17 protein-coding genes and 2 pseudogenes are annotated in these 21,260 nt (G+C 66.4%); 9 read left to right on the top strand and 10 right to left on the bottom strand.

The window, feature by feature from the left end; translation table 11 throughout:
* Window positions 1-2,467: ATP-dependent chaperone ClpB (gene clpB, locus AC1DN0_RS35500; RefSeq protein ID WP_477146394.1), on the top strand; the 2,467-nt coding region annotated here is incomplete at its 5' end.
* A gap of 151 nt (window positions 2,468-2,618) precedes the next feature.
* On the opposite strand, the gene AC1DN0_RS35495 is transcribed toward clpB, so the two are convergent.
* Both AC1DN0_RS35495 and AC1DN0_RS35490 read right to left on the bottom strand, forming a co-directional pair.
* Window positions 2,619-2,900: a hypothetical protein gene (locus AC1DN0_RS35495; protein ID WP_477146395.1), complete on the bottom strand. Its 282-nt coding sequence runs from the start codon at window positions 2,898-2,900 to the stop codon at window positions 2,619-2,621.
* A gap of 6 nt (window positions 2,901-2,906) precedes the next feature.
* Window positions 2,907-3,848 (bottom strand): energy transducer TonB, encoded by a 942-nt coding sequence (locus AC1DN0_RS35490; protein WP_441630751.1) that lies wholly within the window; start codon window positions 3,846-3,848, stop codon window positions 2,907-2,909.
* Here AC1DN0_RS35490 and AC1DN0_RS35485 point away from each other — a divergent pair.
* Complete coding sequence (locus AC1DN0_RS35485; protein WP_477104230.1) at window positions 3,842-4,273, top strand: RNA ligase family protein; 432 nt, start codon at window positions 3,842-3,844, stop codon at window positions 4,271-4,273. The genes AC1DN0_RS35490 and AC1DN0_RS35485 overlap by 7 nt on opposite strands.
* Before the next feature lie 380 nt (window positions 4,274-4,653).
* On the opposite strand, the gene AC1DN0_RS35480 is transcribed toward AC1DN0_RS35485, so the two are convergent.
* Window positions 4,654-5,964, bottom strand: coding sequence for an EAL domain-containing response regulator (locus tag AC1DN0_RS35480; RefSeq protein ID WP_441630747.1), 1,311 nt, complete (start codon window positions 5,962-5,964; stop codon window positions 4,654-4,656).
* Entirely contained in the window at window positions 5,961-8,711 is a 2,751-nt protein-coding gene (locus AC1DN0_RS35475; RefSeq protein ID WP_477146393.1) for an ATP-binding protein, read from the bottom strand. Before AC1DN0_RS35475 ends, AC1DN0_RS35480 begins: the two co-directional genes overlap by 4 nt.
* Before the next feature lie 335 nt (window positions 8,712-9,046).
* Here AC1DN0_RS35475 and AC1DN0_RS35470 point away from each other — a divergent pair, with 335 nt between their 5' ends.
* From AC1DN0_RS35470 to AC1DN0_RS35455, 4 genes are all read left to right on the top strand, one after another.
* On the top strand, window positions 9,047-10,213 hold the full coding sequence (locus AC1DN0_RS35470) for a LuxR C-terminal-related transcriptional regulator (protein ID WP_477146392.1): 1,167 nt from the start codon (window positions 9,047-9,049) through the stop codon (window positions 10,211-10,213).
* Between the two features lie 302 nt (window positions 10,214-10,515).
* A complete protein-coding gene (locus AC1DN0_RS35465) occupies window positions 10,516-11,028 on the top strand; it encodes an AmiS/UreI family transporter (RefSeq protein WP_035873613.1) in 513 nt (170 codons plus the stop codon).
* A gap of 117 nt (window positions 11,029-11,145) precedes the next feature.
* The gene (gene fmdA, locus AC1DN0_RS35460) at window positions 11,146-12,378 is read left to right on the top strand and encodes a formamidase (protein ID WP_035873612.1); all 1,233 of its coding nucleotides are present in this window, start codon (window positions 11,146-11,148) and stop codon (window positions 12,376-12,378) included.
* A 115-nt stretch (window positions 12,379-12,493) separates the two neighbouring features.
* Window positions 12,494-12,817 carry an FmdB family zinc ribbon protein gene (locus AC1DN0_RS35455; RefSeq protein WP_441630740.1) on the top strand — a complete coding sequence of 108 codons (324 nt, stop codon included), beginning with the start codon at window positions 12,494-12,496 and terminating at the stop codon, window positions 12,815-12,817.
* Window positions 12,818-12,900: 83 nt separating this feature from the next.
* On the opposite strand, the gene AC1DN0_RS35450 is transcribed toward AC1DN0_RS35455, so the two are convergent.
* Window positions 12,901-15,105: a TonB-dependent siderophore receptor gene (locus AC1DN0_RS35450; RefSeq protein ID WP_477146391.1), complete on the bottom strand. Its 2,205-nt coding sequence runs from the start codon at window positions 15,103-15,105 to the stop codon at window positions 12,901-12,903.
* Between the two features lie 425 nt (window positions 15,106-15,530).
* Window positions 15,531-15,836 carry a LuxR C-terminal-related transcriptional regulator gene (locus AC1DN0_RS35445; protein WP_477115262.1) on the bottom strand — a complete coding sequence of 102 codons (306 nt, stop codon included), beginning with the start codon at window positions 15,834-15,836 and terminating at the stop codon, window positions 15,531-15,533.
* Between AC1DN0_RS35445 and AC1DN0_RS35440 the strand changes: the two genes are divergently transcribed.
* Window positions 15,835-16,446 carry a hypothetical protein gene (locus AC1DN0_RS35440; RefSeq protein WP_441630734.1) on the top strand — a complete coding sequence of 204 codons (612 nt, stop codon included), beginning with the start codon at window positions 15,835-15,837 and terminating at the stop codon, window positions 16,444-16,446. The two genes, AC1DN0_RS35445 and AC1DN0_RS35440, sit on opposite strands and share 2 nt — an antisense overlap.
* A gap of 131 nt (window positions 16,447-16,577) precedes the next feature.
* Here the strand turns inward: AC1DN0_RS35440 and AC1DN0_RS35435 are convergent.
* Window positions 16,578-17,472 (bottom strand): annotated as a pseudogene (locus AC1DN0_RS35435) (methyl-accepting chemotaxis protein); the annotation flags it as partial.
* Window positions 17,473-17,563: 91 nt separating this feature from the next.
* Window positions 17,564-18,478, bottom strand: coding sequence for a LysR family transcriptional regulator (locus AC1DN0_RS35430; RefSeq protein WP_441630733.1), 915 nt, complete (start codon window positions 18,476-18,478; stop codon window positions 17,564-17,566).
* Between the two features lie 104 nt (window positions 18,479-18,582).
* Here AC1DN0_RS35430 and AC1DN0_RS35425 point away from each other — a divergent pair, with 104 nt between their 5' ends.
* Both AC1DN0_RS35425 and tam read left to right on the top strand, forming a co-directional pair.
* Window positions 18,583-18,882 carry a hypothetical protein gene (locus tag AC1DN0_RS35425; protein WP_441630731.1) on the top strand — a complete coding sequence of 100 codons (300 nt, stop codon included), beginning with the start codon at window positions 18,583-18,585 and terminating at the stop codon, window positions 18,880-18,882.
* Between the two features lie 61 nt (window positions 18,883-18,943).
* Window positions 18,944-19,714, top strand: a complete 771-nt coding sequence (gene tam / locus AC1DN0_RS35420; protein WP_045239950.1) for a trans-aconitate 2-methyltransferase — start codon at window positions 18,944-18,946, stop codon at window positions 19,712-19,714.
* Window positions 19,715-19,732: 18 nt separating this feature from the next.
* Here tam and AC1DN0_RS35415 read toward each other — a convergent pair whose 3' ends face one another.
* Window positions 19,733-19,942, bottom strand: coding sequence for a hypothetical protein (locus AC1DN0_RS35415; protein WP_441630729.1), 210 nt, complete (start codon window positions 19,940-19,942; stop codon window positions 19,733-19,735).
* Between the two features lie 346 nt (window positions 19,943-20,288).
* Window positions 20,289-21,260, bottom strand: a pseudogene (locus AC1DN0_RS35410) (hypothetical protein); the annotation flags it as partial.

Here is a 21,260-nt window from a genome sequence, read left to right as displayed (position 1 = left end):
GAACGACGGCGCCGCACGCGCGCTGCTGTCGCGCGCCGGCGTCAACGTCGGCGGCCTGACCACCGCGCTCGATGCCGCCATCAAGCGCTTGCCGCAGGTTCAGGGCACCAGTGAGGTCCAGGTCGGGCGCGAGCTTAACGCGCTCTTCAACGCCACCGAGAAGGAAGCCATCAAGCGTGGCGACCAGTTCATCGCCAGCGAACTGTTCCTGCTCGCCGTGGCTGACGATAAGGGCGAGGCCGGCCGCATCGCCCGCGAGAACGGCCTGGCGCGCAAGTCGCTCGAGACCGCCATCGAAGCCGTGCGCGGCGGCGATTCGGTCAACAGCGCCGACGCCGAGACCCAGCGCGAGGCACTCAAGAAGTACACCGTGGACCTCACCGAGCGCGCCCGTATCGGCAAGCTCGACCCCGTGATCGGCCGCGACGACGAAATCCGCCGCGCCATCCAGATCCTGCAGCGCCGCACCAAGAACAATCCTGTGCTGATCGGCGAGCCGGGCGTGGGCAAGACCGCCATTGTGGAAGGCCTGGCCCAGCGCATCGTCAATGGCGAGGTGCCGGAAAGCCTGAAGAACAAGCGCGTGCTGGTGCTTGACATGGCGGGCCTGCTGGCCRGCGCCAAGTACCGCGGCGAGTTCGAGGAACGGCTCAAGGCGGTGCTGTCGGACATCGCCAAGGACGAGGGCCAGACCATCGTTTTTATCGACGARCTGCACACCATGGTCGGCGCSGGCAAGGCCGAKGGCGCGATSGAYGCSGGCAAYATGCTCAAGCCSGCGCTGGCGCGCGGCGAGTTGCACTGCATCGGCGCCACCACGCTGGACGAATACCGCAAGTACATCGAGAAGGATGCCGCGCTGGAGCGCCGCTTCCAGAAGGTGCTGGTCGACGAGCCCAGCGTGGAGGCCACCATCGCCATCCTGCGCGGCTTGCAGGAGAAGTATGAACTGCACCACGGCGTGGAGATCACCGACCCGGCCATCGTCGCCGCGGCGGAGCTGTCGCACCGCTATATCACCGATCGCTTCCTGCCCGACAAGGCGATCGACCTGATCGACGAAGCCGGCGCGCGCATCAAGATGGAAATCGACTCCAAGCCGGAGGTGATGGACAAGCTCGAGCGCCGCACCATCCAGCTCAAGATCGAGCGCGAGGCGGTCAAGCGGGAAACCGACGAAGCCTCCAAGAAGCGTCTCGAACTGATCGAGCAGGAAATCGGCCGCCTGGAAAAGGAGTACGCCGACCTCGAAGAGATCTGGAAGGCCGAGAAGGGTGCCGCCCAGGGCGCGGCCGCGCTCAAGGAAGAGATCGACAAGATCCGCCTGGAGATCACGCGCCTGCAGCGCGAGGGCAAGCTCGACAAGGTAGCCGAGCTGCAGTATGGCAAGCTGCCCGAACTCGAAGGCAAGCTGAAGGCCGCCACCGCGGCCGAGGCCAGCGAGCAGAAGCAGCCCAACAAGCTGCTGCGCACGCAGGTTGGCGCCGAGGAAATCGCCGAAGTGGTGAGCCGCGCGACCGGCATCCCCGTGTCGAGGATGATGCAGGGCGAGCGCGAGAAGCTGATCAAGATGGAGGACTACCTGCACCGCCGCGTGGTTGGCCAGGACGAGGCCGTGCGCCTGGTGTCGGACGCCATCCGCCGCTCGCGTGCCGGCCTGTCGGACGAGAACAAGCCTTACGGCTCGTTCCTGTTCCTCGGTCCTACCGGCGTGGGCAAGACCGAGCTGTGCAAGGCGCTGGCCGAGTTCCTGTTCGATTCGCAGGACCACCTGATCCGCATCGACATGAGCGAGTTCATGGAGAAGCACAGCGTGAGCCGGCTGATCGGCGCGCCGCCGGGATACGTGGGCTATGAAGAAGGCGGCTACCTGACCGAGGCCGTGCGCCGCAAGCCGTACAGCGTGATCCTGCTTGACGAAGTCGAGAAGGCCCACCCGGACGTGTTCAACGTGCTGCTGCAGGTACTGGACGACGGCCGCCTGACCGACGGCCAGGGGCGCACGGTGGACTTCAAGAACACGGTGATCGTGATGACCTCCAACCTGGGTTCGCACATCATCCAGGCGATGACAGGCGAGCCGCACGAGGCGGTCAAGGGCGCGGTGTGGCAGGAAGTGAAAACGCATTTCCGGCCCGAGTTCCTCAACCGCATCGACGAGGTGGTGGTGTTCCATTCGCTCGACCAGCAACATATCGAGTCGATCGCCCGCATCCAGCTGGAGCGGCTGACGGCACGGCTGGCGCGCATGGACATGACGCTCGAGGTGAGCGAGGCTGCCATCGCCAAGATCGCCAGCGCTGGCTACGATCCGGTGTTCGGGGCGCGTCCGCTCAAGCGCGCGATCCAGCAGCAGATCGAGAACCCGGTGGCGCGCGCCATCCTTGAGGGAAAGTTTGCCGCCAAGGATGTGGTGCCGGTGGATTACCAGGACGGAGAGTTCGTCATCGGTACGAAGGCCCACTAACGCTCACCAAGGCCCACCAAGGCTCATGCCAGACAAACAAGCCGCCCCTTGCCGGGGCGGCTTTTTGTTTTCCTGCGTGTAATAAGAATTAACAGAATTCCATCCGGTCCGTTGCGCCTGTGCTACAAGCAGCGCCGGCTGCCGCGGGCGGCTAGCGGTGATAGGGGTAGGGGTGGTGATAGGCGTACCAGTCGCGGCGTCCCCACCAGCGGCGCCCGTCCCAGTAACGGTCCCCATGCCACCCGATGACCACCGCGGGTGCGACCACCACCGGGGGGCCGTAGGCGGGGGGCGGTCCGTAGACGGCCGGGGGAGGCCCATAGCCAGGCGGCGGGGCCGGATAAACCACCGGGGGCGGCGGAGCCGGATAGGCCGGGGCGGGATACAACTGTAACGATATTTCACGCGGGGATTCGGATGCGGCGGGTGCCAGGCGAGGTCACGCCGAACGCTCGTTCTTCAGGCGGTACAGCGGCATCAGTTGCCTGACGCAGGCGTTCGCCGCCGCCTTGCTTTCCACGTCGATCACGCGGGAGACGGCATCCTTTATGCGGCGCAGGCCTCCGTTTTCAAGAAAGGCTTTCAAGTCCCGGTTCTCCATATACCGGTTGAACTCGAGCAGGTCGGCCCCGGTAATCCCCGCATCCGCCAGCGCCTTGCCCGACAACGCCGCTTCCTTGGTCTTGCGCCCGATCGGAGAGCCGAGCAAGCGCGCCAGCCGCATCGTCAGGCCGGGATCCTGTATCTCCGCCGCCAGCGCAGGCCTGACAGCCTTCTCCACCAGATCGGGCGAGAGCTTCGTACGGGTGCATTCCACGTAGCGGTCTTTCGGGATCGGTCCRATCTTCGCAGGCAGCCTTGCGAACGCCTGGTCCAGGCCGACGGCAAGGATGGCGCCGACATCGAACGCGCGGATCAGCGCGGTGACGGCTTCATCGTAGGTAGGCGGGAACAACTGCGGCGGCTCCGCAACCCTATCTTCGGTGGCTACCGCAAGCTGCTCTGGCTGGGGACGTCTCGGGACGTCGGCGTTGTCGGGCGGGAAACTGACCTGCACCACGGCGGTGCCGGGGATGGCTTGCCCGGTTTCGGCGCTCCAGAACGGCTGGCAATCGGCCTTGCGCAGGTTTGCCAGGGCCAGGCCGTCGAGCATGGCGTTGCCGGAACTGACCTTGATGGACACCGACGCCACCTTGCCTGTTGCCGCGATGGACATCGATACCGACGCGCGGCCGCGGATCCCGGCCCGGCCGAGTTCCGCCGGATAGGCTGGCCATTCGGTGTAGCACTGGGACTTCGCTTCGGACGCGACGTCCTCGATGGTGAACGCGCGCAGCGGCGCCGCCCGGCCGTCGTGGCTGTAAGCGAGTGCCAATGCCATCAAGACCGCCGGCAAGATCGCAGGCCTCCCGATCAGCCCAGGGGCCGGAACGCGGTGGGGAAGCGCTTCCGGTTCGCCAGCGCCCCGGTGAACGGCCGGGCCTGGGTGACTGCATCGGCGACAGTCGTTCATGGATTGAATTGGCTCGTTTTGTATTTCCTGCAGATTATGCCGGGATCGGCGCGCAGTCACAGCCCCCTTCGCACCGTGGCGTAATCGATGCGACGCATTCGATCCGTTACCGGGACCTGGCTTCCTTCTTCATGGGATTCTCGGTCTGGAACGCGCGGAACGTATGCCTCGGTTCGGAAGAGACGGTGGAGTGGTTTGCCTTGCTCGGCGTCGAGCCGGTCCCCGTGCTTCAAGACGGCAAGTTCGACACCACGGCGATCCAGGCGCTCTCGCGCGGGACACCACGCTCATAAATGCAGCCATCGAAAGAGTGTTGCATCGATGGGAGGTGGTGTCCCCGGTGGAGGCGCACTCGGTGACCTACGATACCGGCAGCCAGAAGGACAACACTACGTGGGCTTTGATCAAGCGACTGGAAAGGGATTGGCTTCCACCTGCCCGAGTCCTTCATTCTTGGCCTGTTGTGCGGTTCACCGCCAAACACCCGAGGCAGGAGCCCGGTGCGCGAATCGCGCACGCCGGGATCTGTGCGGGGGGTGCCTAGTAATGGGCATTCCTACCGCGACATAACGCCCAGTGGAACGTCGTGGAAGAGGTTGGCCCTCCTGTCGTTGCGGGCCGGGTGGGTGGCAGGCAGCGGCCAAAACCCAGGCAGGAACCTGCCGTGCCATCCCTACTTCCGCGCGGCCGCCTTCATCCACGCCGTCGTCTCCCACGCTGTGCCCAGCACGTCTCCCTGCCCGTGGTCGCAGCCTTCCCACTTGAAGAACTGCAGCTCGTCCGTGCTGGCCAGCCCGTTGGCCAGCACCTGCATCCCGAGCGTATGCGCCAGCGCGATCACGGCTCGCGCGATGGCGGCGCGCCTGGCGTCGGTGGCCACGTTGCGCACGTAGCCAAGCGGAATCTGCAGCCGGTCGGGCAACAGGCGCTGCAGGTTCTCGAGGGAGATCGGCGTGTTGCCCACGTCGGCCAGCGTGACCGCCGCGCCTTGCTCCTGGATCCGGGCGCAGGCGAGGCGGGCGGCTTCCGTGGCCGTGCCCAGCAGGATGCCGGGTAGCTGCAGGTCGAGCTGGTTGCCGGGCTGGCCGGTCTCGCGCAGGGACTGCCTGAGCAGCTCCGGCAAGGCCAGCAGCGCGGATTCCTCCGCGCCGGCCACCTGCGGCAGCAGGATGGGAACGCTGACGCGGGTCGGGCTGGATACGGCGGCTTGCGGGTCGGTGTGCCAGGCTTGCGCAAGCTCGCAGGCGCGGCGCAGCAGCGCGGCGTTGATTTCGGTAATCAGGCCGGGCCGGCGGATTCGGCAGGCGATCTCGGTATGCGGCATCCAGCCGCGCGCTACCGGCCACTCCGGCAGTAGTGCGATGGCAGCAATGGCGGCGGAACTCAAGTCGAACTGGGACACCGCTTGCAGCCGGTACTGCCCGCCGCGCAAGCTCTCTTCTATGGCGTCTTCCACGCCCGGGCCGCCGGATGGCGCAGCGCTTGCGAGGTCCGGCAATGGACGGGCGGCGGACACGCCACCCTCCGGTTGCAGCGCATTGGCCTGCTGCAATGCCTTGACATACTGGTACGTGCGCAGGCCGCCGATCACGACGGACGTCAGCTTCTGCGCTGTCAGTTCTGTCTTGAGAAAGTAGCCATTGATCTCGTATCCGGTGATGACCTCGCGCTCCGGCGCCATGCCCGGATGTCCGGTGCGCAGCACGATCTGCAGGTCGGCGTTGCGCAGTTGCTCGCGGATGTAGCGCACCGTCTCCAGGCCGGCGTCATCGGTTTCCATCACCACGTCGAGCAGCACCAGCGCCGTGTCCGGATGCGCGGCCAGGTACGCCTTGCATTCTTCGCCGGAGTAGGCGCTGTGGAACTGGATCCCGCGGCCGGAAAACGTCAGGTCCGCCAGCACCAGCTGCGTGATCTCGTGCACGTCGGGATCGTCGTCGACCAGCAGGACCTGCCACGGGGGCACAGACAAGGAGGTGTTCATGACGGACTCTTTACGGACGCGATCGGAATGGTGGCCTTCGTGGCGGGCGTGACTCTCGGCATCCGGATGGTGAAGACAATGCCTCCGCCATCCTGGCTGACGCCGTTGCCCACCGCGATGGTGCCGCCCAGGCGCTGCGTAACCAGGTTGTAGACCAGGTGCAGGCCCAGCCCGCTGCCGCCCTTGCCGCGGCGCGAAGTGAAAAAGGGTTCGAAGATCTTCTCGTGCAGCGCGTCCGGTATGCCGCAACCGTTGTCGGCGTAGCGGATCACCACCTCGTCGCCGGGCGCGTGGCGCGCGGCGATGCGGATGGCGCCGCGGACTGGGCCTGTGTCGCCGCCGCCGAAGGCGTGCACCAGCGAGTTCATGATCAGGTTGGTGAGGATCTGGGCGATCGCGCCAGGGTAGCCGGTCATGGCGATGCCCGCCGGACAGTCGATCTGCAACGCCACGCGCGTGTCGCGCAGCCTGGGGTCGAGGCTGACCACGGTTTCGCGGATGTAGTCGCMGAGATCGAAGCTGCGCCGCTTTTCGCTGGTCTGGTCGACCGCCATCTGCTTGAAACTCTGCACCAGCTCCGCCGCGCGGTTGGCGTTGGACAACAGCAGCCGGGCGGATTGCGCGGCGTCCGACAGGTAGCGCTCCAGCTCCGCCGGCGTCAGCCCGCCGCCTGCCACCAGCGCCTGCGTGGCGCTGGTGCGGTCCTGCAGGTAGGACGCGGCGCTGACGGTAATCCCCACCGGCGTATTGATCTCGTGCGCGACCCCCGCCACCAGTCCGCCCAGCGATGCCATCTTCCCGGCTTCCACCAGGTCCTTGCGCGCGGATTCGAGATGCCGCAGCGATTCCATCAGTTCGGCTTGCGCCAGCTCGCGGCTCTCGTGCGACAGCACGATCCACCACGCGCCGAATGCGAGCAGGGGCAGGGTGGCCGAGTACACGCGCAGCAGCAGGTCCCCGAGCCCGCCGGCGGACGGCGGGGCGCCCTCGCCGAGGAGCCGGTAGGCCAGCAGGAACACCGCGCCCATGGCCGCCGACGCGATCACGAACAGGCCGAGGAAACGCACCAGGCGGCGCAGGAAATGCGGAGGCAGTATCCGCAGGAAGCTGCTCTCGCGCGGCGATGCCTGCGTCTGCGCGGCGGCGCCGGGCGCCTTGCAGGCATCGTGGCAATGGTTGTCCAGGCCGCAGCACAGCGAGCAGATCGGCCCCTCGTAGAAGGGGCAGTGGGCCATGTCCGGCGCTTCATAGTCGCGCTCGCAGATGCAGCAGCGCAGCGGCTCGTCGGTGCTGGCGGCGCGGATCTGCGGTTCCTGGCGCGCGATATAGTAGCGGCCGCCGGTCGCATAGGCGATCAGGATGGCGCTGGCGAACGAGGCGCCCATCGCGATAAAGGCCGAATAGGCTTGCGCCAGGGGGCCGAGCAGGCCGGAGTAAGCGCCGATGCCTGCCATTGAGGCGATCAGCATGGCGCCGCAGCCCACCGGGTTGAATGCGTACAGGTAGGCTCGCCGGAATTCGATGTGGCGCGGGCTGATGCCCAGGGGCTTGAGCACGACGAGGTCGGCCGCCAGCGCGCCGAGCCAGGCGATCACCAGGTTGGAATAAACGCTGAGCACGGCCTCCAGCGTGCTGAAGATGCCCAGCAGCGTCAGCAGCAGCGCGATCAGTACGTTGAACACCAGCCATACCACGCGGCCCGGATGGTAGTGCGCCAGCCGCACGAACACATTGGACCAGGCCAGCGAGCCCGCGTAGGCATTGGTCACGTTGATCTTGATCTGCGAGACCACCACGAACAGCAGCGCCACCGCCATCACCAACTCGGGCTGGTCGAAGACCTGCCCGTACGCCCACACGTACATGTGCATGGGTTCCATGGCCTTGCCGGTGGCCAGGCCGGCCTGCACCGCCAGTACCGCCAGCAGGCTGCCCGCCAGCACCTTGAGCCCGCCGATCAGGATCCAGCCGGGTCCCGCCAGCAGCAGCGCGCTCCACCAGCTCCACCGGTTCTGCGCGGTGCGCTCAGGCAGGAAACGCAGGTAGTCCACCTGCTCGCCGATCTGTCCCATCAGCGAGAACAGCACGCCGGTGGCGGCGCCGAAGGCCAGCACGTTGAAGGCGGGCGAGGCGCCGTCGCGCCCGGTGAAGGCGGCCCATTGCGCCAGCACGCCAGGATCGTGGCGCAGGATATAGACGAACGGCAGCACCAGCAGCAGCACCCACAGCGGCTGCGTCCACATCTGCAGCTTGTTGATCAGCGTGACGCCGAAGAACACCATCGGCACGATCACCAGCGAGCAGACCAGGTAGCCCAGGGTCAGGTTCAGCCCGGTGGCGATGGTCAGCGCCTGGGCCAGGATGGCCGATTCCAGCGCGAAGAAGATAAAGGTGAAGGACGCGTAGATCAGCGAGGTGATGGTGGACCCGGCGTAGCCGAAGCCCGCGCCGCGCGTGAGCAGGTCGATGTCCACATTGGCCACGCTGGCGTGGTAGGCCACGGGCAGGCCGATCAGGAAAATCAGCAGGCAGACCAGCAGGATGGCCGGAAACGCATTCTGGAAGCCGAAGCTAAGCGTGATGCTGGCGCCTATCGCCTCGAGCGCCAGGAAGGACACGCCGCCGATGGCTGTGTTGGCCAGCGTGAACGGGGACCACCGCCGGTACGAGCGCGCCGCGTAACGCAGCGCGTAATCCTCCAGCGTTTCATTCGCGACCCAGGATTGATATTCTCGTTTGATGCGCATGGCGTGGGGGCGTCGGGTGCGATGCGGGTCCGGGGAAGCGTATGCGATCGGGGTCGAATGGATGCGAGTCGAGGCGGAGGGTTGGCAGCGAGCGCTTCGATTATTGACTGAATCCTGTCCCTGCGCAATGACATGCATCCCACGCGCGGGAGGGGACGGACGCAGCGATAGCGCACGGCCGGAATGCTGCGCGGCAGCAGACGCACGCGTCTTGACTTTTGAGGTTCCAGCGGAAACACTGGCCGGCAATCCTCATTTTGAAGAGAGCGGGGCAGACGGCATTTACCCGAGCGCTGCCCGAATCCACTGTGCCTGAAGTCATGGAGGACGCGCGGTTGACCGCCAAGAATGCCGATAGCGCCGATCCCCTGAACGGTGAGCTGGTCTACCGCATCCACGCCGCGCGCGACGACGAAGGGTTGCGCGGTGTCATCGCGCTGCTGCGCGACCAGTTCTCCGCGGGCACGGCGGTGCTGGCACGGCGGCACCTGGCTGGGGGACAGGGAGCGGTACTGTGCGGCRCGCCGGATGATGCGGCGTTCTTCCGCACCTTCGCGGAATACTCGCCACGCAATCCCTGGTTTCTCTCCAGCAATGCCTACCAGCCGCTGCAGGTGATCGGCGGCGACGACATGCTCAGCAGCAGCGACCTGGTCAGGACGGACTTCTATCATGCGCTGCTGCGGCCCCATCAATACCTGCACCGCCTGTGCGGGGTCGTCGCCCGCGAGGCAGACGTGGTCTATTTCCTTGAGCTGTACCGGCGCGAAGACCAGCGGCGATTCAGCGCAAAGGAAAAGACCGAGTTCCGCGGGCTGCTGGCGCATATGGCGCTGTCGCTGGAGAACCGCTGGCAACGGCACAGCGCCACCGACCTGAGCCAGGCGCTGATGCGCATCATCGACGGCCATCCCAGCGCTACCTTCCTGGTGGAGCAGGACGGACGCATCGTCTATTGCAACCGCAGTGCCCAGGCGCTGTGCGGGCAGGGCAGCGGGCTGTACCGGGACGGGGACTATCTCGCCGCCGTCATGCCCACCGATCACCGTGCCTTGCGCGAGATGCTGGCCGGGCTGGCGCGCGGTGCCGGCGACATGCGCGATGCCCACGCGGGTCATGCCGCGCTGGTGCCGACCCAGGTGCTGTCGGTCTGCGCGCCGGGATTTGCGTTGCCCACCACACTGACGCTGCAGGCCGCCGACGCGTCCTTGCGTACCGGCCTGGGCGAGGAGCGCGCGGTGGTGGTGGTCAGCGCGCGCCGGCAGGGCAYGGAGCACGCGCACCACGATTGCCTGTTCGCGCGCCAGTTCAAGCTGAGCGAGGCCCAGGCGCGGGTCAACGCGCTGGTCTTTGCCGGCCACTCGATCGCCAGCCTGGCCGAGGTGCTGCACGTCTCCGATAACACGGTGCGCAGCCACCTCAAGCAAATCTTCCAGAAGACCAACACGCACGGCCAGATGGAACTGGTGCGTTTGCACGCCCAGCACTGCCCGCCGGCCTGAGCGCCCGGACGCGGCAAAACCCTTGCGGGCCGGGGTCCGCGCAGGCCCGCATTGGCGCGGCGCACCATCCTTCCCCGGCGCGAACCGACACGCGTGTTTCGTATCCCGCTTGCGCCGTTGCCTCATGCGCCTGGGTGAACTCGCCTCACCCAGCCGGATGAGACGGAAATCCTCGCCGTGAGGGATTCGCATGAGCACGGCCCAGCATATAGTTGATCCGTCGCCACACGGCAGCGCGCGGCGCCAGGGCCACGAACACGAACACCCAATAAAACAAGACCACCTTACGGGGGAGACACGCCATGCTAGGCCTGACCTTGCTGTACGTCGGAGCAGTGCTATGCCTGAACGGCCTTTGGCTGCTCGGAAAAATTGGCGACCGCGAGATCTGGGTCGTGAATATCTTCGCCGGCGGGGTAACGATGCTGGTGTCGCTGCGGCTCATTTTTGGCGGCGAGGCGGATAGCGCATCGATCAAGGCCGGCGCGCTGACGCTGCTGTTCACCTTCACCTACCTGTGGGTTGCGCTCAACCGCTTCAATGGTGCCGACGGGCGCGGCCTTGGCTGGTTCAGCCTGTTCGTCTCGGTCACGGTGATTCCCGTCGCCATCGACGCGCTGCGCAACGCGAACTCCGTCTGGGACACCTGGTTCGCCTGGTGCTGGGTCGGTTGGGGCGTGCTGTGGTTCCTGTATTTCCTGTTGCTCGCGATGCAGCGCCCCATCCTGAAGTTCACCGGTTTCGCCACGGTCCTGGCAGGCATCGCGACCGGCTGGCTGCCGGGCTATCTGCTGCTGAGCGAGTCATTCAAATAGACAGCAACGGGGCGCGTAATCGCGCACGACGAAGCGGGTTCAGGCAGCCACCACGGCTGCATGGTTTCACGGCCGCAATCCGGCGATTGACCGGATCCACACCAAGGAGACAGGCAAATGGCAGATACCCTTATCAAGGTCGATCTCGCGCAGTCGGCGTACGAGAACGAGAAGGTGCACAACCGCTGGCACCCGGATATCCCGATGGCCTGCTGGGTCAATCCCGGCGACGAGTTCATCCTGGAAACCTACGACTGGACCGGCGGTTTCATCAAGAACAACGAGTCCGCGGACGACGTGCGGGACATCGACCTGTCGATCGTCCACTTCCTGTCCGGGCCGGTGGGCGTGCATGGCGTCGGGCCGGGGGACCTGCTGGTGGTCGACCTGCTCGACGTGGGCGCCAAGCAGGAGAGCCAGTGGGGCTTCAACGGCTTCTTCTCGAAGAAGAACGGCGGTGGCTTCCTGACGGACCATTTCCCGCAGGCGCAGAAGTCCATCTGGGATTTCCACGGCGTCTACACCACGTCGCGCCACGTGCCCGGCGTGCAGTTCGCGGGGCTGATCCACCCGGGGCTGATCGGTTGCCTGCCCGATCCCAAGCTGCTGCAGACCTGGAACGAACGCGAGGTAGGCCTGATCAAGACCGACCCGGACCGCGTGCCGCCGCTGGCCAACCCGCCGTTCGCCGCGACCGCGCACATGGGCAAGCTCCAGGGCGACGGCGCGAAACGGGCGGCGGCAGAGGGCGCGCGCACGGTGCCACCGCGTGAGCACGGTGGCAACTGCGATATCAAGGACCTGTCGCGCGGCTCGCGGGTGTATTTCCCGGTGTATGTGGATGGCGCGGGGCTGTCGGTGGGCGATCTTCACTTCAGCCAGGGCGACGGCGAGATTACCTTCTGCGGCGCCATCGAGATGGCGGGGTGGGTGCACATGCGGGTGAACGTGATCAAGGGGGGGATGGCGAAGTACGGCATCAAGAATCCCATCTTCAAGCCCAGCCCGATCACGCCGACCTACAACGACTACCTGATCTTCGAGGGGATCTCGGTCGATGAAAGCGGCAAGCAGCACTACCTGGATGTCAACGTCGCCTACCGGCAGGCCTGCCTGAACGCGATCGAATACCTGACCAAGTTCGGCTACTCGCGCGCGCAGGCCTACGCCATCCTGGGCACGGCGCCTGTGCAGGGGCATATCAGTGGCGTCGTGGACATACCCAACTCCTGCGCCACGCTATGGATACCGACGCAGATCTTCGACTTCGATATCCGGCCGGAGGCCAATGGACCCACTGTGCATATCAAGGGAGGTGCCGATGTGCTCCTCTCACCCGACCTGGCCTGACGTAGCCTGACGAGCGCCGGGTCGATGTGAAGCGATCTGAAGCAACCGGCGGCCGGCGCGGATTCCCGTATTCGCACGGACCGCGCCGGCCGGTTCCAACCGAGCGGAGACCTGAATGCCCATTTATGAATACGCGTGCGTGGATTGCGGCACCTTCAGCGCGGTGCGGCGCATCGACGATCGCGATGCGCCTCAGGCGTGTCCCGGCTGCGGCCAGGAAGCGCCGCGCATGGTCACGGCGACGATGCTGGCGCTGATGCCGTCGGCCCGGCGTGCCGCGCATGCCGGTAACGAGCGCAGCGCCCATGCGCCGGTCAGTTCGCAGGGGCACCGCCACGGGCCCGGCTGCGGCTGCTCGGGGGGGAGTGCCCGGCTGGCCGGCAAGCCGGACGGCGCCAAGTCCTTTCCCGGCACGCGGCCCTGGATGATCAGCCATTAGCGACGCCATCTGGCGACGGGCTACGCAAGGCACGGATCGAAGGAAGGCAGCAAGCGCGCGGCCTGGCACCCCCGCGGCCGGATTCAGAAGCGGTAGGTCACGCTGCCCACAACGGTCCGCCGCGCGCCGAAGTAGCAGTCGCCACGTGCCAGGCAAGTGGTGACGTATTGCTTGTCGAACAGGTTGGTCAGGTTGAGCGCGACGCGTAGCGGGCCATGGTCATAGGCGAGCATGGCATCGAACAGCGTCACGCCGCTGACCTTGTTCTGGTCCGTGCCGTCGTAGCTCGGGCCGACATAGCGCACGCCGCCGCCGGCGGCGAAGCCCGGCAGTTCGAACAGGTTGAACTTGTAGGTTGCCCACAGCGAGGCCATGTTCGACGGCGTGCTGGCCAGGCGCTTGTCGATTTCGGCGGCGCTGCCTTCGGTCACGCGGGCGTCCAGGTAGGTGTAGCTGGCAATCACGTCGAGCCGGTTCGACAGCGAGGCCGTGGCTTCCACTTCAATGCCGCGCGTACGCGCCTCGCCCACCTGCACGGTGTCCGGCATGCCGTTGACCACGCCGGCGGTCTTGCGGTTCTTTTCCCGCATGTCGAAGGCGGCCACGGTCAGCATGGCGTTCTTGCCCGGCGGCTGGTACTTGATCCCGGCCTCCCACTGGGAGCCGCGCAGCGGCTTGAAGGCCTGGTTGGCCTTGTTGAAACCGGCGAGGCCCTGGAAGGATTCCGAGTAGCTCACGTATGGATTCAGGCCCATGTCGGACTGGTACATCAGGCCGAATCGCTTAGTCAGTTCGTTGTCGTCGCGCGAGGCCGACGGCGTGTTGTCCTGCGATGCGCGCGACCAGTCGTAGCGCAGGCCAAGCATCAGCAGCCACTTGTTCCAGGAGAGCTGGTCCTGGAGGTAGATGCCGGTCTGCGCCTGTGTGCTGGGGTTGAGATCGCGTGTCGATGCCGGCGCGACGAAGTTGCCGTAGACGGGATTGAATACGTTGAGCGGCGCGGCGGTGCCGCCCACGCCGGTGCGGCCGGTAATCTCGGCGTGCTGGTAGTCCAGGCCGGTGAGCAGCCGATGGCCGATGCTGCCCGTCCGGAATGTCGCCTGTGCCTGGTTATCGATGGCAAATGCGTTCAGCGTGGGCTGGTTCAGGTAGACCGTGCGGCGCATCAGCGTATCGCTGCCCGGCACCCAGCCATGCGTCGCGCCGGTAAAGCCCGCCGCATAGATGCTGCGGTAGTCGACCGTGCTGTGCGAATAGCGCAGGTTCTGGCGCACCGTCCAGGTGTCGCTCGCCTTGTGCTCGAACTGGTAGCCGACGGAGGCCTGTTCGGCGGTGTACCGGTCGAAGCCCGGTTCGCTGCTGAACAGGTGATCGGGAATCTGGCCCGCCGGGTTGGAGTACAGCGTCCCGCGCCAGGGATAGAAGCCCACCGACGTGCCGCTTTCATCTCGCTGGAAGTTGGCAAGCAAAGTGAACGACGTGTCGGCACTGGGCCGGAATGTGAGGGAGGGCGCGATCAGGTAGCGGTTGTCCTTGACGTAGTCGACCTGGGTATCGCTGTCGCGCGCAAGGGCCACCAGCCGGTACAGCCACTTGCCGTCGGCATCCAGCGGCCCGGTCAGGTCGGCCTGGRCCTGCTTGCGGTTGTAGTTGCCGAACTGCACGCCGATCTCGCGGGCGGCTTCGGCCTGCGGGCGCTTGCTGACAAGGTTCAGGATCCCTCCGACCGCGCCCTGGCCAAACAGCATCGACGACGGGCCGCGCAGCACGTCGATGCGTTCCAGCCCGTAGACGTCGGTGCGCACGTTGTTATAGAAGCCGACCTGGTTGAGCAAACCGTCCTGGTATTGCGTGAAGTCCGTACCGCGGAACTTGCCCCAGTCGCCCCGGTTGTCATTGCCATACGGGCCGGCATAGACGCCGGCGCTGTAACCCAGCGCCTGCTGCACCGACTGGGCGCCTTGCGCTTCGATGCGGTCGCGGGTGATCACGGAGATGGACTGCGGCGTTTCCATCAAGGGAGTGTCGGTCTTGGTCGCTGTCGCGCTGCGTTTGGCCACGAACCCGTGCACCGGGCCGGTCGGCGTTTCGTCGGCGTTGCTGGCCCGCACCGTCACCGCTGGCAGCTCCGCTGCATCCGCCTTGCCAACTGACGGCTGGGCCGCCGGCGCCTGGGCGAAGGCCGTACCGATGGCCTGGAGGCTCAATGCCACGGTGGTCAGGGAAACGGTGTGGCGCCTCCGGCGGGGTTGGCGGAGTGCGGCGCGCTTCGGCATGTTCAGGTTCATCGGTATTTTCAGGATGTTTCGAGACGGCCGGGGAGATGGCGGGAAACCGTTGGCCTGTTGCTTTATAAATAGAAATACAAATCATTATCAATATCGTTTGCATTGTAACTGAATGTGTCGAAAAGAATACAAAGGTGATAGCGCGACAGGGTTATTGGCCTGCCGGCCGCATTGGCTTACCGGCGCGGGCCTGCGCGCGCCCCGGGCTCCCTTGAAGTGGAAGCGGAAAACGCGCGCGAGACGCAGCGCGGCGGCAGACCGCCACTTGCCGCGTCAGCGGGATAGGCAGGCGATCGCGCTGCGCAGGGGGAGGTGGAGCAAGGATGGCCGCGTCGCCCCCGGTTGCCGAAGCCTGACCTCGGTACGAGGCATCGACGAGGCGGAAGGGGGCGTGTCTGGCGAGGCGGTGGCCGTCGCCAGCGCGATTAACGGTGCATGAGCGCGAGCCTTACGAGTTCCACGCTCCGGCTGCCGTTCATCTTGAACTTCAGGGAGGCGACCTGCTTGCGGACCGTGTTCTCGGATACGCCGTTCTGCACGGCGAATTCAGCGGGCGACTGTCCGGCGACGAGGCCGGAAAGCACCTTGGCGTCCGGGGACGCCCGGTGTTCCCTGAAACCGCGGAACCGGCCGTCGCTGGCATGGCCTAGAATTGCCTTGCGAGACCAACGCGTCGCGAGCGGAGGGGGCCGAATGGCACGGTTTTGCAGCAGGCTCATCCAGGCAGGCATGCTTGCCTGCGTGCTCGCGTATTCCGCGTCCGGGCTGGGCGGCGAGGACGTAGCGCTATTGCCCGTCAAGCTCCCGCGGCACGTTGAGATTCAGTTGCCGAAGGGATGGACGCTGTTGTCGGAGGCGCAAAGCCGGGGCCGCGAGGTGACGCTCGATGCCGCGACCGACATCACGCGCCATGCATCGGGGGGGGACCGGCTGAACCTCCTTCACGCCGTGTCGAACCCCAGTGGCCCGTATGCAGCCGTCGTGATCAACTCGATTCAGCCGCCGGGCGTTTCGTTCAGGCAGGTGCGCAAATTCGATGAGGACATGCTCAAGGCGTTCGGCGCAGGCTTCGAACGCTTGATCCGGGATTCGCTCAGGAAGTCCGGCAGGCAATTGCTGTCGATCACCAGTCCGCGACTTGAGACGGTTGGCGGCTGGCCTGCCATTGCCATCAGTTACACTCGAAGCGGCGACCAGGGCACGATTTACGTGCAGCACTTCGACATCTATACGCCAGACCAGGAGCTTCTGCTGATCCTGGCCTGCCGCGACGCGGGGCGCGGCACATGGCTGCCAGTGCTCGAACGGATCACGAAGTCGCTTGTGGCCGGCGAGAACTAGGTCGCCGGACTGATCCGGACGCGCATTCAGGTACCCGCGCACCTTGCGCGGCTGGCTTGCCGCGAACGCCAGGCGGTCGCGCAGCGCATGGGAACTGGCCAGGCACTGACGCGGGCGAGCGTGCATCGGCTTCAGAAGGACGACCAGTCCGAAGCCGATGAGGATGCCGCCGGCGCAGCCGCAGCGCTTGCACGCGGCGCAACCCCCCGCGGCGAGACAGTGACGGCCTTCGGCGCGGGCGCGCGGCTGGCGGCGCTGGCCACGGCCTGGTTGCCCAGCCTGAAGACGGCCACCGTGTCCTTCAACCTGCTGGCTTGCTCCTCCAGCGATTGCGCGGCGGCTGCCGCCTCCTCGACCAGCGAGGCGTTCTGTTGCGTCACTTCGTCCATCTGGCTCACCGCGTGCGCGACGTGGTCGATGCCGCTGTTCTGTTCGACCGATGCGGCGGAGATCTCGCCCATGAGTGCGCACCTCGCCGGCGACGACGGCAAAGCCGCGCCCCTGTTCGCCCGCGCGAGCCGCTTCCACAGCCGCATTCAGCGCCAGGATATTGGTCTCGAAGGCGATGCCCTCGATGATGCTGATGATGTCGGCAATGCGGGTGGAGCTTTCGTTGATCTCGCCCATGGTCGCGACCGCGTTGCGGATCACTTCGCCGCCGTGGTTGGCGGTTTGCGTTGCTGTTGCCGACAGCACCGTGGCCTGGCGCGCGTTATCGGCGTTCTGCTTCACGGTGGTGGTCAGCTCTTCCATGCTGGCCGCGGTTGCTTCGAGCGAGGCGGCCTGCTGCTCGGTGCGCGATGACAGGTTGACGTTGCCCGCGGCGATTTGCCTGGTTGCCGCCGCGATCGTTTCGCTGCCGGTGCGTACCGACAGCACGGTTTGCGCCAGGCCGTCCTGCATCTGGGAGATGCCCGACAGAAGCTGGCCCATCTCATCTTGCGAGCGGATTTCGACCGGCCGGCTCAGATCGCCCGCGGTAGCCGTCCGCGATGGCGGAAAGGCGCTTACGGAGGGCTGGTGTACCAGCGCCGGAGCACCGGAAATCCGCTCTTCAGGGCCTGTTGTCTGCCGGGCAGATCAGGGATGCCCGCGAATCAGGCCATGATGCCGGTCTTCACGCGGCCGGCCCTTCCGGCGGCAGCATCTCGTACACCAGCGCGCGCAAGCGCATGACGGCTGCCGGCAGGTTGGCCTGGCGCATCGCCAGGTGCAGCGGGGCAGTCAGCGACGGGCTGCCGGCAAGCGCGCGGTAGGCGATGTCGTCGCCGCCCAGGCGGCGCATGGAGGCGGGTACCACAGAAACACCAAGGCCTGCCGCCACCAGGCTCAGCGTGGCGGGCAGGCGCGGCGCTTCCTGCGCCACCAGCGGGCTGAAGCCCGCCGCGCGGCATGCGGTCAGGATGGCGTCGTACAGCCCCGGCCCGGCCGGGCGGCGGTAGAGGATGAACGGCTCGCGCGCCAGCGCCGATAGCGGCAAGGCGCCGGCATCCGCTGCCAGCGGGTGCCCGGCCGGCAGCGCGGCCAGCATCGGCTCCTCCAGCACGGCATCGAGCAACAGCCCGGTGGTGCTGCCCACCGGCGAGCGCACGAAGGCCGCGTCGAGCCGCTCATGCAGGATCGCGTCCACCAGTTCGCTGGTGCCGGCTTCCTCCAGCGTGACGGCAACGCCCGGCACGCTCTCGCGAAACCTGCGCAGCACGGCGGGGACGAAAGGGTGCGAGGCGGCGGAACTGGTGAAGCCGACGGCGAGCCGCCCTTGCTCCCCGGCCGCGGCACGGCGCACCACCTCGGCCACGCCTTCGGCTCGCGCCAGCACCGCGCGGGCTTCCTCCAGCAACGCCAGCCCGGCCTCGGTAGGCCGCACACCACGCGGCAGGCGCCGCATCAGCAATACGCCGAGTTCGGCCTCCAGGCCGCGCAACAAGCGCGTGAGCGGCGGTTGCTGCATGCCCAGGCGCTCGGCGGCGCGGGTGACGTGTCCTTCTTCGGCCAACGCGACGAAGGCGCGCAGCCGGCGTAGCTCGATCATTGCGATACTCTCAGGGTATGGATTTTGTACTCAGGATGCATTGGAAATCATAGCAGTTCGGGCCTATGCTGACGGCGTGAATCGCATCGCGCTGGAGCACGGCCATGCAGCAAGACAGGGTTGGAGGGCAGGATCAGGCCGGGGATGCCGGTTTGCCTGCCGCGTCGCATGCAGGCAATCTGCTGGAATTCCTGGCCTGGCTGGCAGCCGGGCCGCGCACCTATGCCGACACCATGGAGGCATGGCGCACTTCCTGCCCGCGGCTTTCCGCGTGGGAGGACGCGAACGCGGCCGGCCTGGTCGACATGGAGTGCGCGGCGGGCGTGCCGCGCGCGCAGGCTGTGGTCCTGCTCACCGCGAAGGGCAAGGCCGTGCTGCGCCGGGCGAGGCCGCCATCGGCGTGAAGAACGCCAGCGTATCGACGCATTCACCAAGCACCGGAACCGAACCCGCAAAGGAGCAGCAATGACTTGGTCAGCCAGGCAGTACGTGAAATTCGAGAACGAACGGACCCGTCCGGTCCGGGACCTGCTGGCCGCCGTGCCAGGGCGCGAGCCGCGCGTGGCGGTGGATATCGGCTGCGGCCCGGGCAACTCGACCGAGGTGCTGGCCGCGTGCTTTCCCGGCGCCCGCGTGACCGGGCTGGACAGCTCGGCCGACATGGTCGAGGCCGCGCGCAAGCGGCTGCCGGAGCTGAAGTTCGAAGTCAGCAGCATCGAAACCTGGGACGACCCGGGACCCTACGATGTGATCCTCGCCAACGCCGTGCTGCAATGGCTGCCCGACCACGCGCGCCTGCTGCCCGCGCTCGCCGCCAAGCTGGCGCCGGGCGGCAGCCTGGCGATCCAGGTGCCGGACACGCTGGACACGCCGGCGCACCGCCTGATGCGCGACGTCGCCGCCGACGGCCCGTGGGCCGGCAAGCTGGCCGCCGCCGCGCAGGCGCGCACCGCACTGCCGGGCGCGGCCTGGTACTACGCGCTGTTGCGCGCGCACTGTGCCACGGTCGATGTGTGGCACACCACTTACCATCACGCGCTGGCGGATGGCCCGGCCGCGATCGTGGAGTGGTTCAAGGGTACCGGCCTGCGCCCGTTCCTGGATCCGCTGGACGAAGCGGAGCGGGCGGCCTACCTGGAGCGCTATACGGCGGAAGTGGCGCGAGCCTATCCGCCGATGGCGGACGGCTCCGTGCTGCTGCCGTTCCCGAGGTTCTTTATCGTGGCGACACGTTAGCGGTGAAACAGGCGGGCTTCAGCGGCCCGCTGTCAGCTTGCATTTGGTAGCTGGAGCGAGGACTACGATCGGTTTTTCATCAACCAAAGCGGACGAAGGCACATCGACGATATCCTCATGCACCGTGACAGGCATGACGACCGTGTAAGTCCGCCAATCCAGCCACGCGTAGCCGGTCGCCGACATCGCAGCGAGGAACGCGAACACGAGAACCGGGACGGCAACCAACAGCGTCTGCGCTCCGGTTGCGGTTGGCGCATGTTGCCCAAGGAATATAGACCCTGGCAGACCGCATATCGGCGGCGGCAGCTGAAGGCATGCCGTTAGGTTACTGGCGCTGGCGTGACTTCGCCGGTTTGCTGGCGTTGGCTTTGACTAGTCCGCCGATCATTTTCCYGATCGAATAGATGGACACGATCGGCTCGTGCCCAATACCTCGATCCTCGGCGATGACGCCCGCATTTAACAGACCGTGCTCCGGTCACGGCAACCCGGTCGGCACATTGTTCGCCAATCGGTGCCGAACACCATTCAAAAAATGGGTGCCTGCCGCGCCGGCCGGGACTGGTCCCCGTTACAGCTCGCTAAAGATGGCTCGGTCCCGCAGGTAGCCACCGCCCTCCCGCCGCGTGTTGGTCTGGCTCACGATCACCCAGTCGCGCAGGTCTCCGACATCCGCATCGGTCTGCACCGGGAAGACGGCGCCAATCTCGGCCTTGCAATTCGGCCCCTGGTCAACCTCCGGCGGCGTCATCCGGCGGTCGATCCAGGCCCGGTTTTCCTTGTAGATCTTCAGCTCGAACCCGCTGAGCGGCCGGTTGGCCGCATGCTTGCGGCACACATTCTCGATGGCCGTGTTGCGATCGAGCTCGGTCACGGCCCCTGCCATGTAGAAGCCCGCCAGCGAGTCATGCATGTGGTCCTCGAACAGCGCATGGCAGCCATCCGGCGGCGGCACAGGATCTTCAAAGTGCGACATCGCAGCGGTCTCAAACGGCGTCAACGCTTTGGCCATATTGGCGGCGAGTACCTGCATCAGGTTGGCCCCGGCACGCTCCTGGGGCGACAGCATGAGCGGGTTGCGATCCCCATAAGGGGAACGATGGGGCGCGGCCCGGTATCGCACCAGTACCAGGTCGCCCTTGAGGCGGTCATTCGATTCCTGCAGGTCCATCTGGTCCTGGGGATTGGCCGCGAGGTAGAAAGGGCTATGTTCCAAACGCCGCAGCAGCCACGCACGCCACTGGAAAAAGCGCGCGTAGTGCTGGCTGAGCTGCTCGTTRTAGGGCCCGCCTTCGCAACGGCTCCACCGCATGTACTGGTTCCAGACCTGCACCATGCGGGGGTCCGCCTCCAGGTCGGCTCGCACCTTGTCYTCCATGCCCCAAGTCTGGGTGAGCGGCACGCCAGCCAGCAGGGCCGCCTTGTACATATGCAGCAGCGGGATCTGCGACATCAGCGCGGGCAGGCCATCCCGGGCCTTGCCCTGGTCGCCCGCCCCATAGCCGCCGCCCACGTCCGAGTGCATGCCGGGGTACAGCACCTC

Source organism: Cupriavidus sp. 05N39, assembly GCF_056397325.1.
This window is presented reverse-complemented; position numbering and strand designations above follow the sequence as displayed.

Excerpts from the sequence above, each read along its gene's own strand:
- AC1DN0_RS35485 (WP_477104230.1), top strand. The coding sequence starts at position 3,842 with ATGCCATCAAGACCGCCGGCAAGATCGCAGGCCTCCCGATCAGCCCAG.
- AC1DN0_RS35480 (WP_441630747.1), bottom strand. The coding sequence starts at position 5,964 with ATGAACACCTCCTTGTCTGTGCCCCCGTGGCAGGTCCTGCTGGTCGAC.
- AC1DN0_RS35465 (WP_035873613.1), top strand. The coding sequence starts at position 10,516 with ATGCTAGGCCTGACCTTGCTGTACGTCGGAGCAGTGCTATGCCTGAAC.
- fmdA (WP_035873612.1), top strand. The coding sequence starts at position 11,146 with ATGGCAGATACCCTTATCAAGGTCGATCTCGCGCAGTCGGCGTACGAG.
- AC1DN0_RS35455 (WP_441630740.1), top strand. The coding sequence starts at position 12,494 with ATGCCCATTTATGAATACGCGTGCGTGGATTGCGGCACCTTCAGCGCG.
- AC1DN0_RS35440 (WP_441630734.1), top strand. The coding sequence starts at position 15,835 with ATGCTTGCCTGCGTGCTCGCGTATTCCGCGTCCGGGCTGGGCGGCGAG.
- AC1DN0_RS35445 (WP_477115262.1), bottom strand. The coding sequence starts at position 15,836 with ATGCCTGCCTGGATGAGCCTGCTGCAAAACCGTGCCATTCGGCCCCCT.
- AC1DN0_RS35430 (WP_441630733.1), bottom strand. The coding sequence starts at position 18,478 with ATGATCGAGCTACGCCGGCTGCGCGCCTTCGTCGCGTTGGCCGAAGAA.
- AC1DN0_RS35425 (WP_441630731.1), top strand. The coding sequence starts at position 18,583 with ATGCAGCAAGACAGGGTTGGAGGGCAGGATCAGGCCGGGGATGCCGGT.
- tam (WP_045239950.1), top strand. The coding sequence starts at position 18,944 with ATGACTTGGTCAGCCAGGCAGTACGTGAAATTCGAGAACGAACGGACC.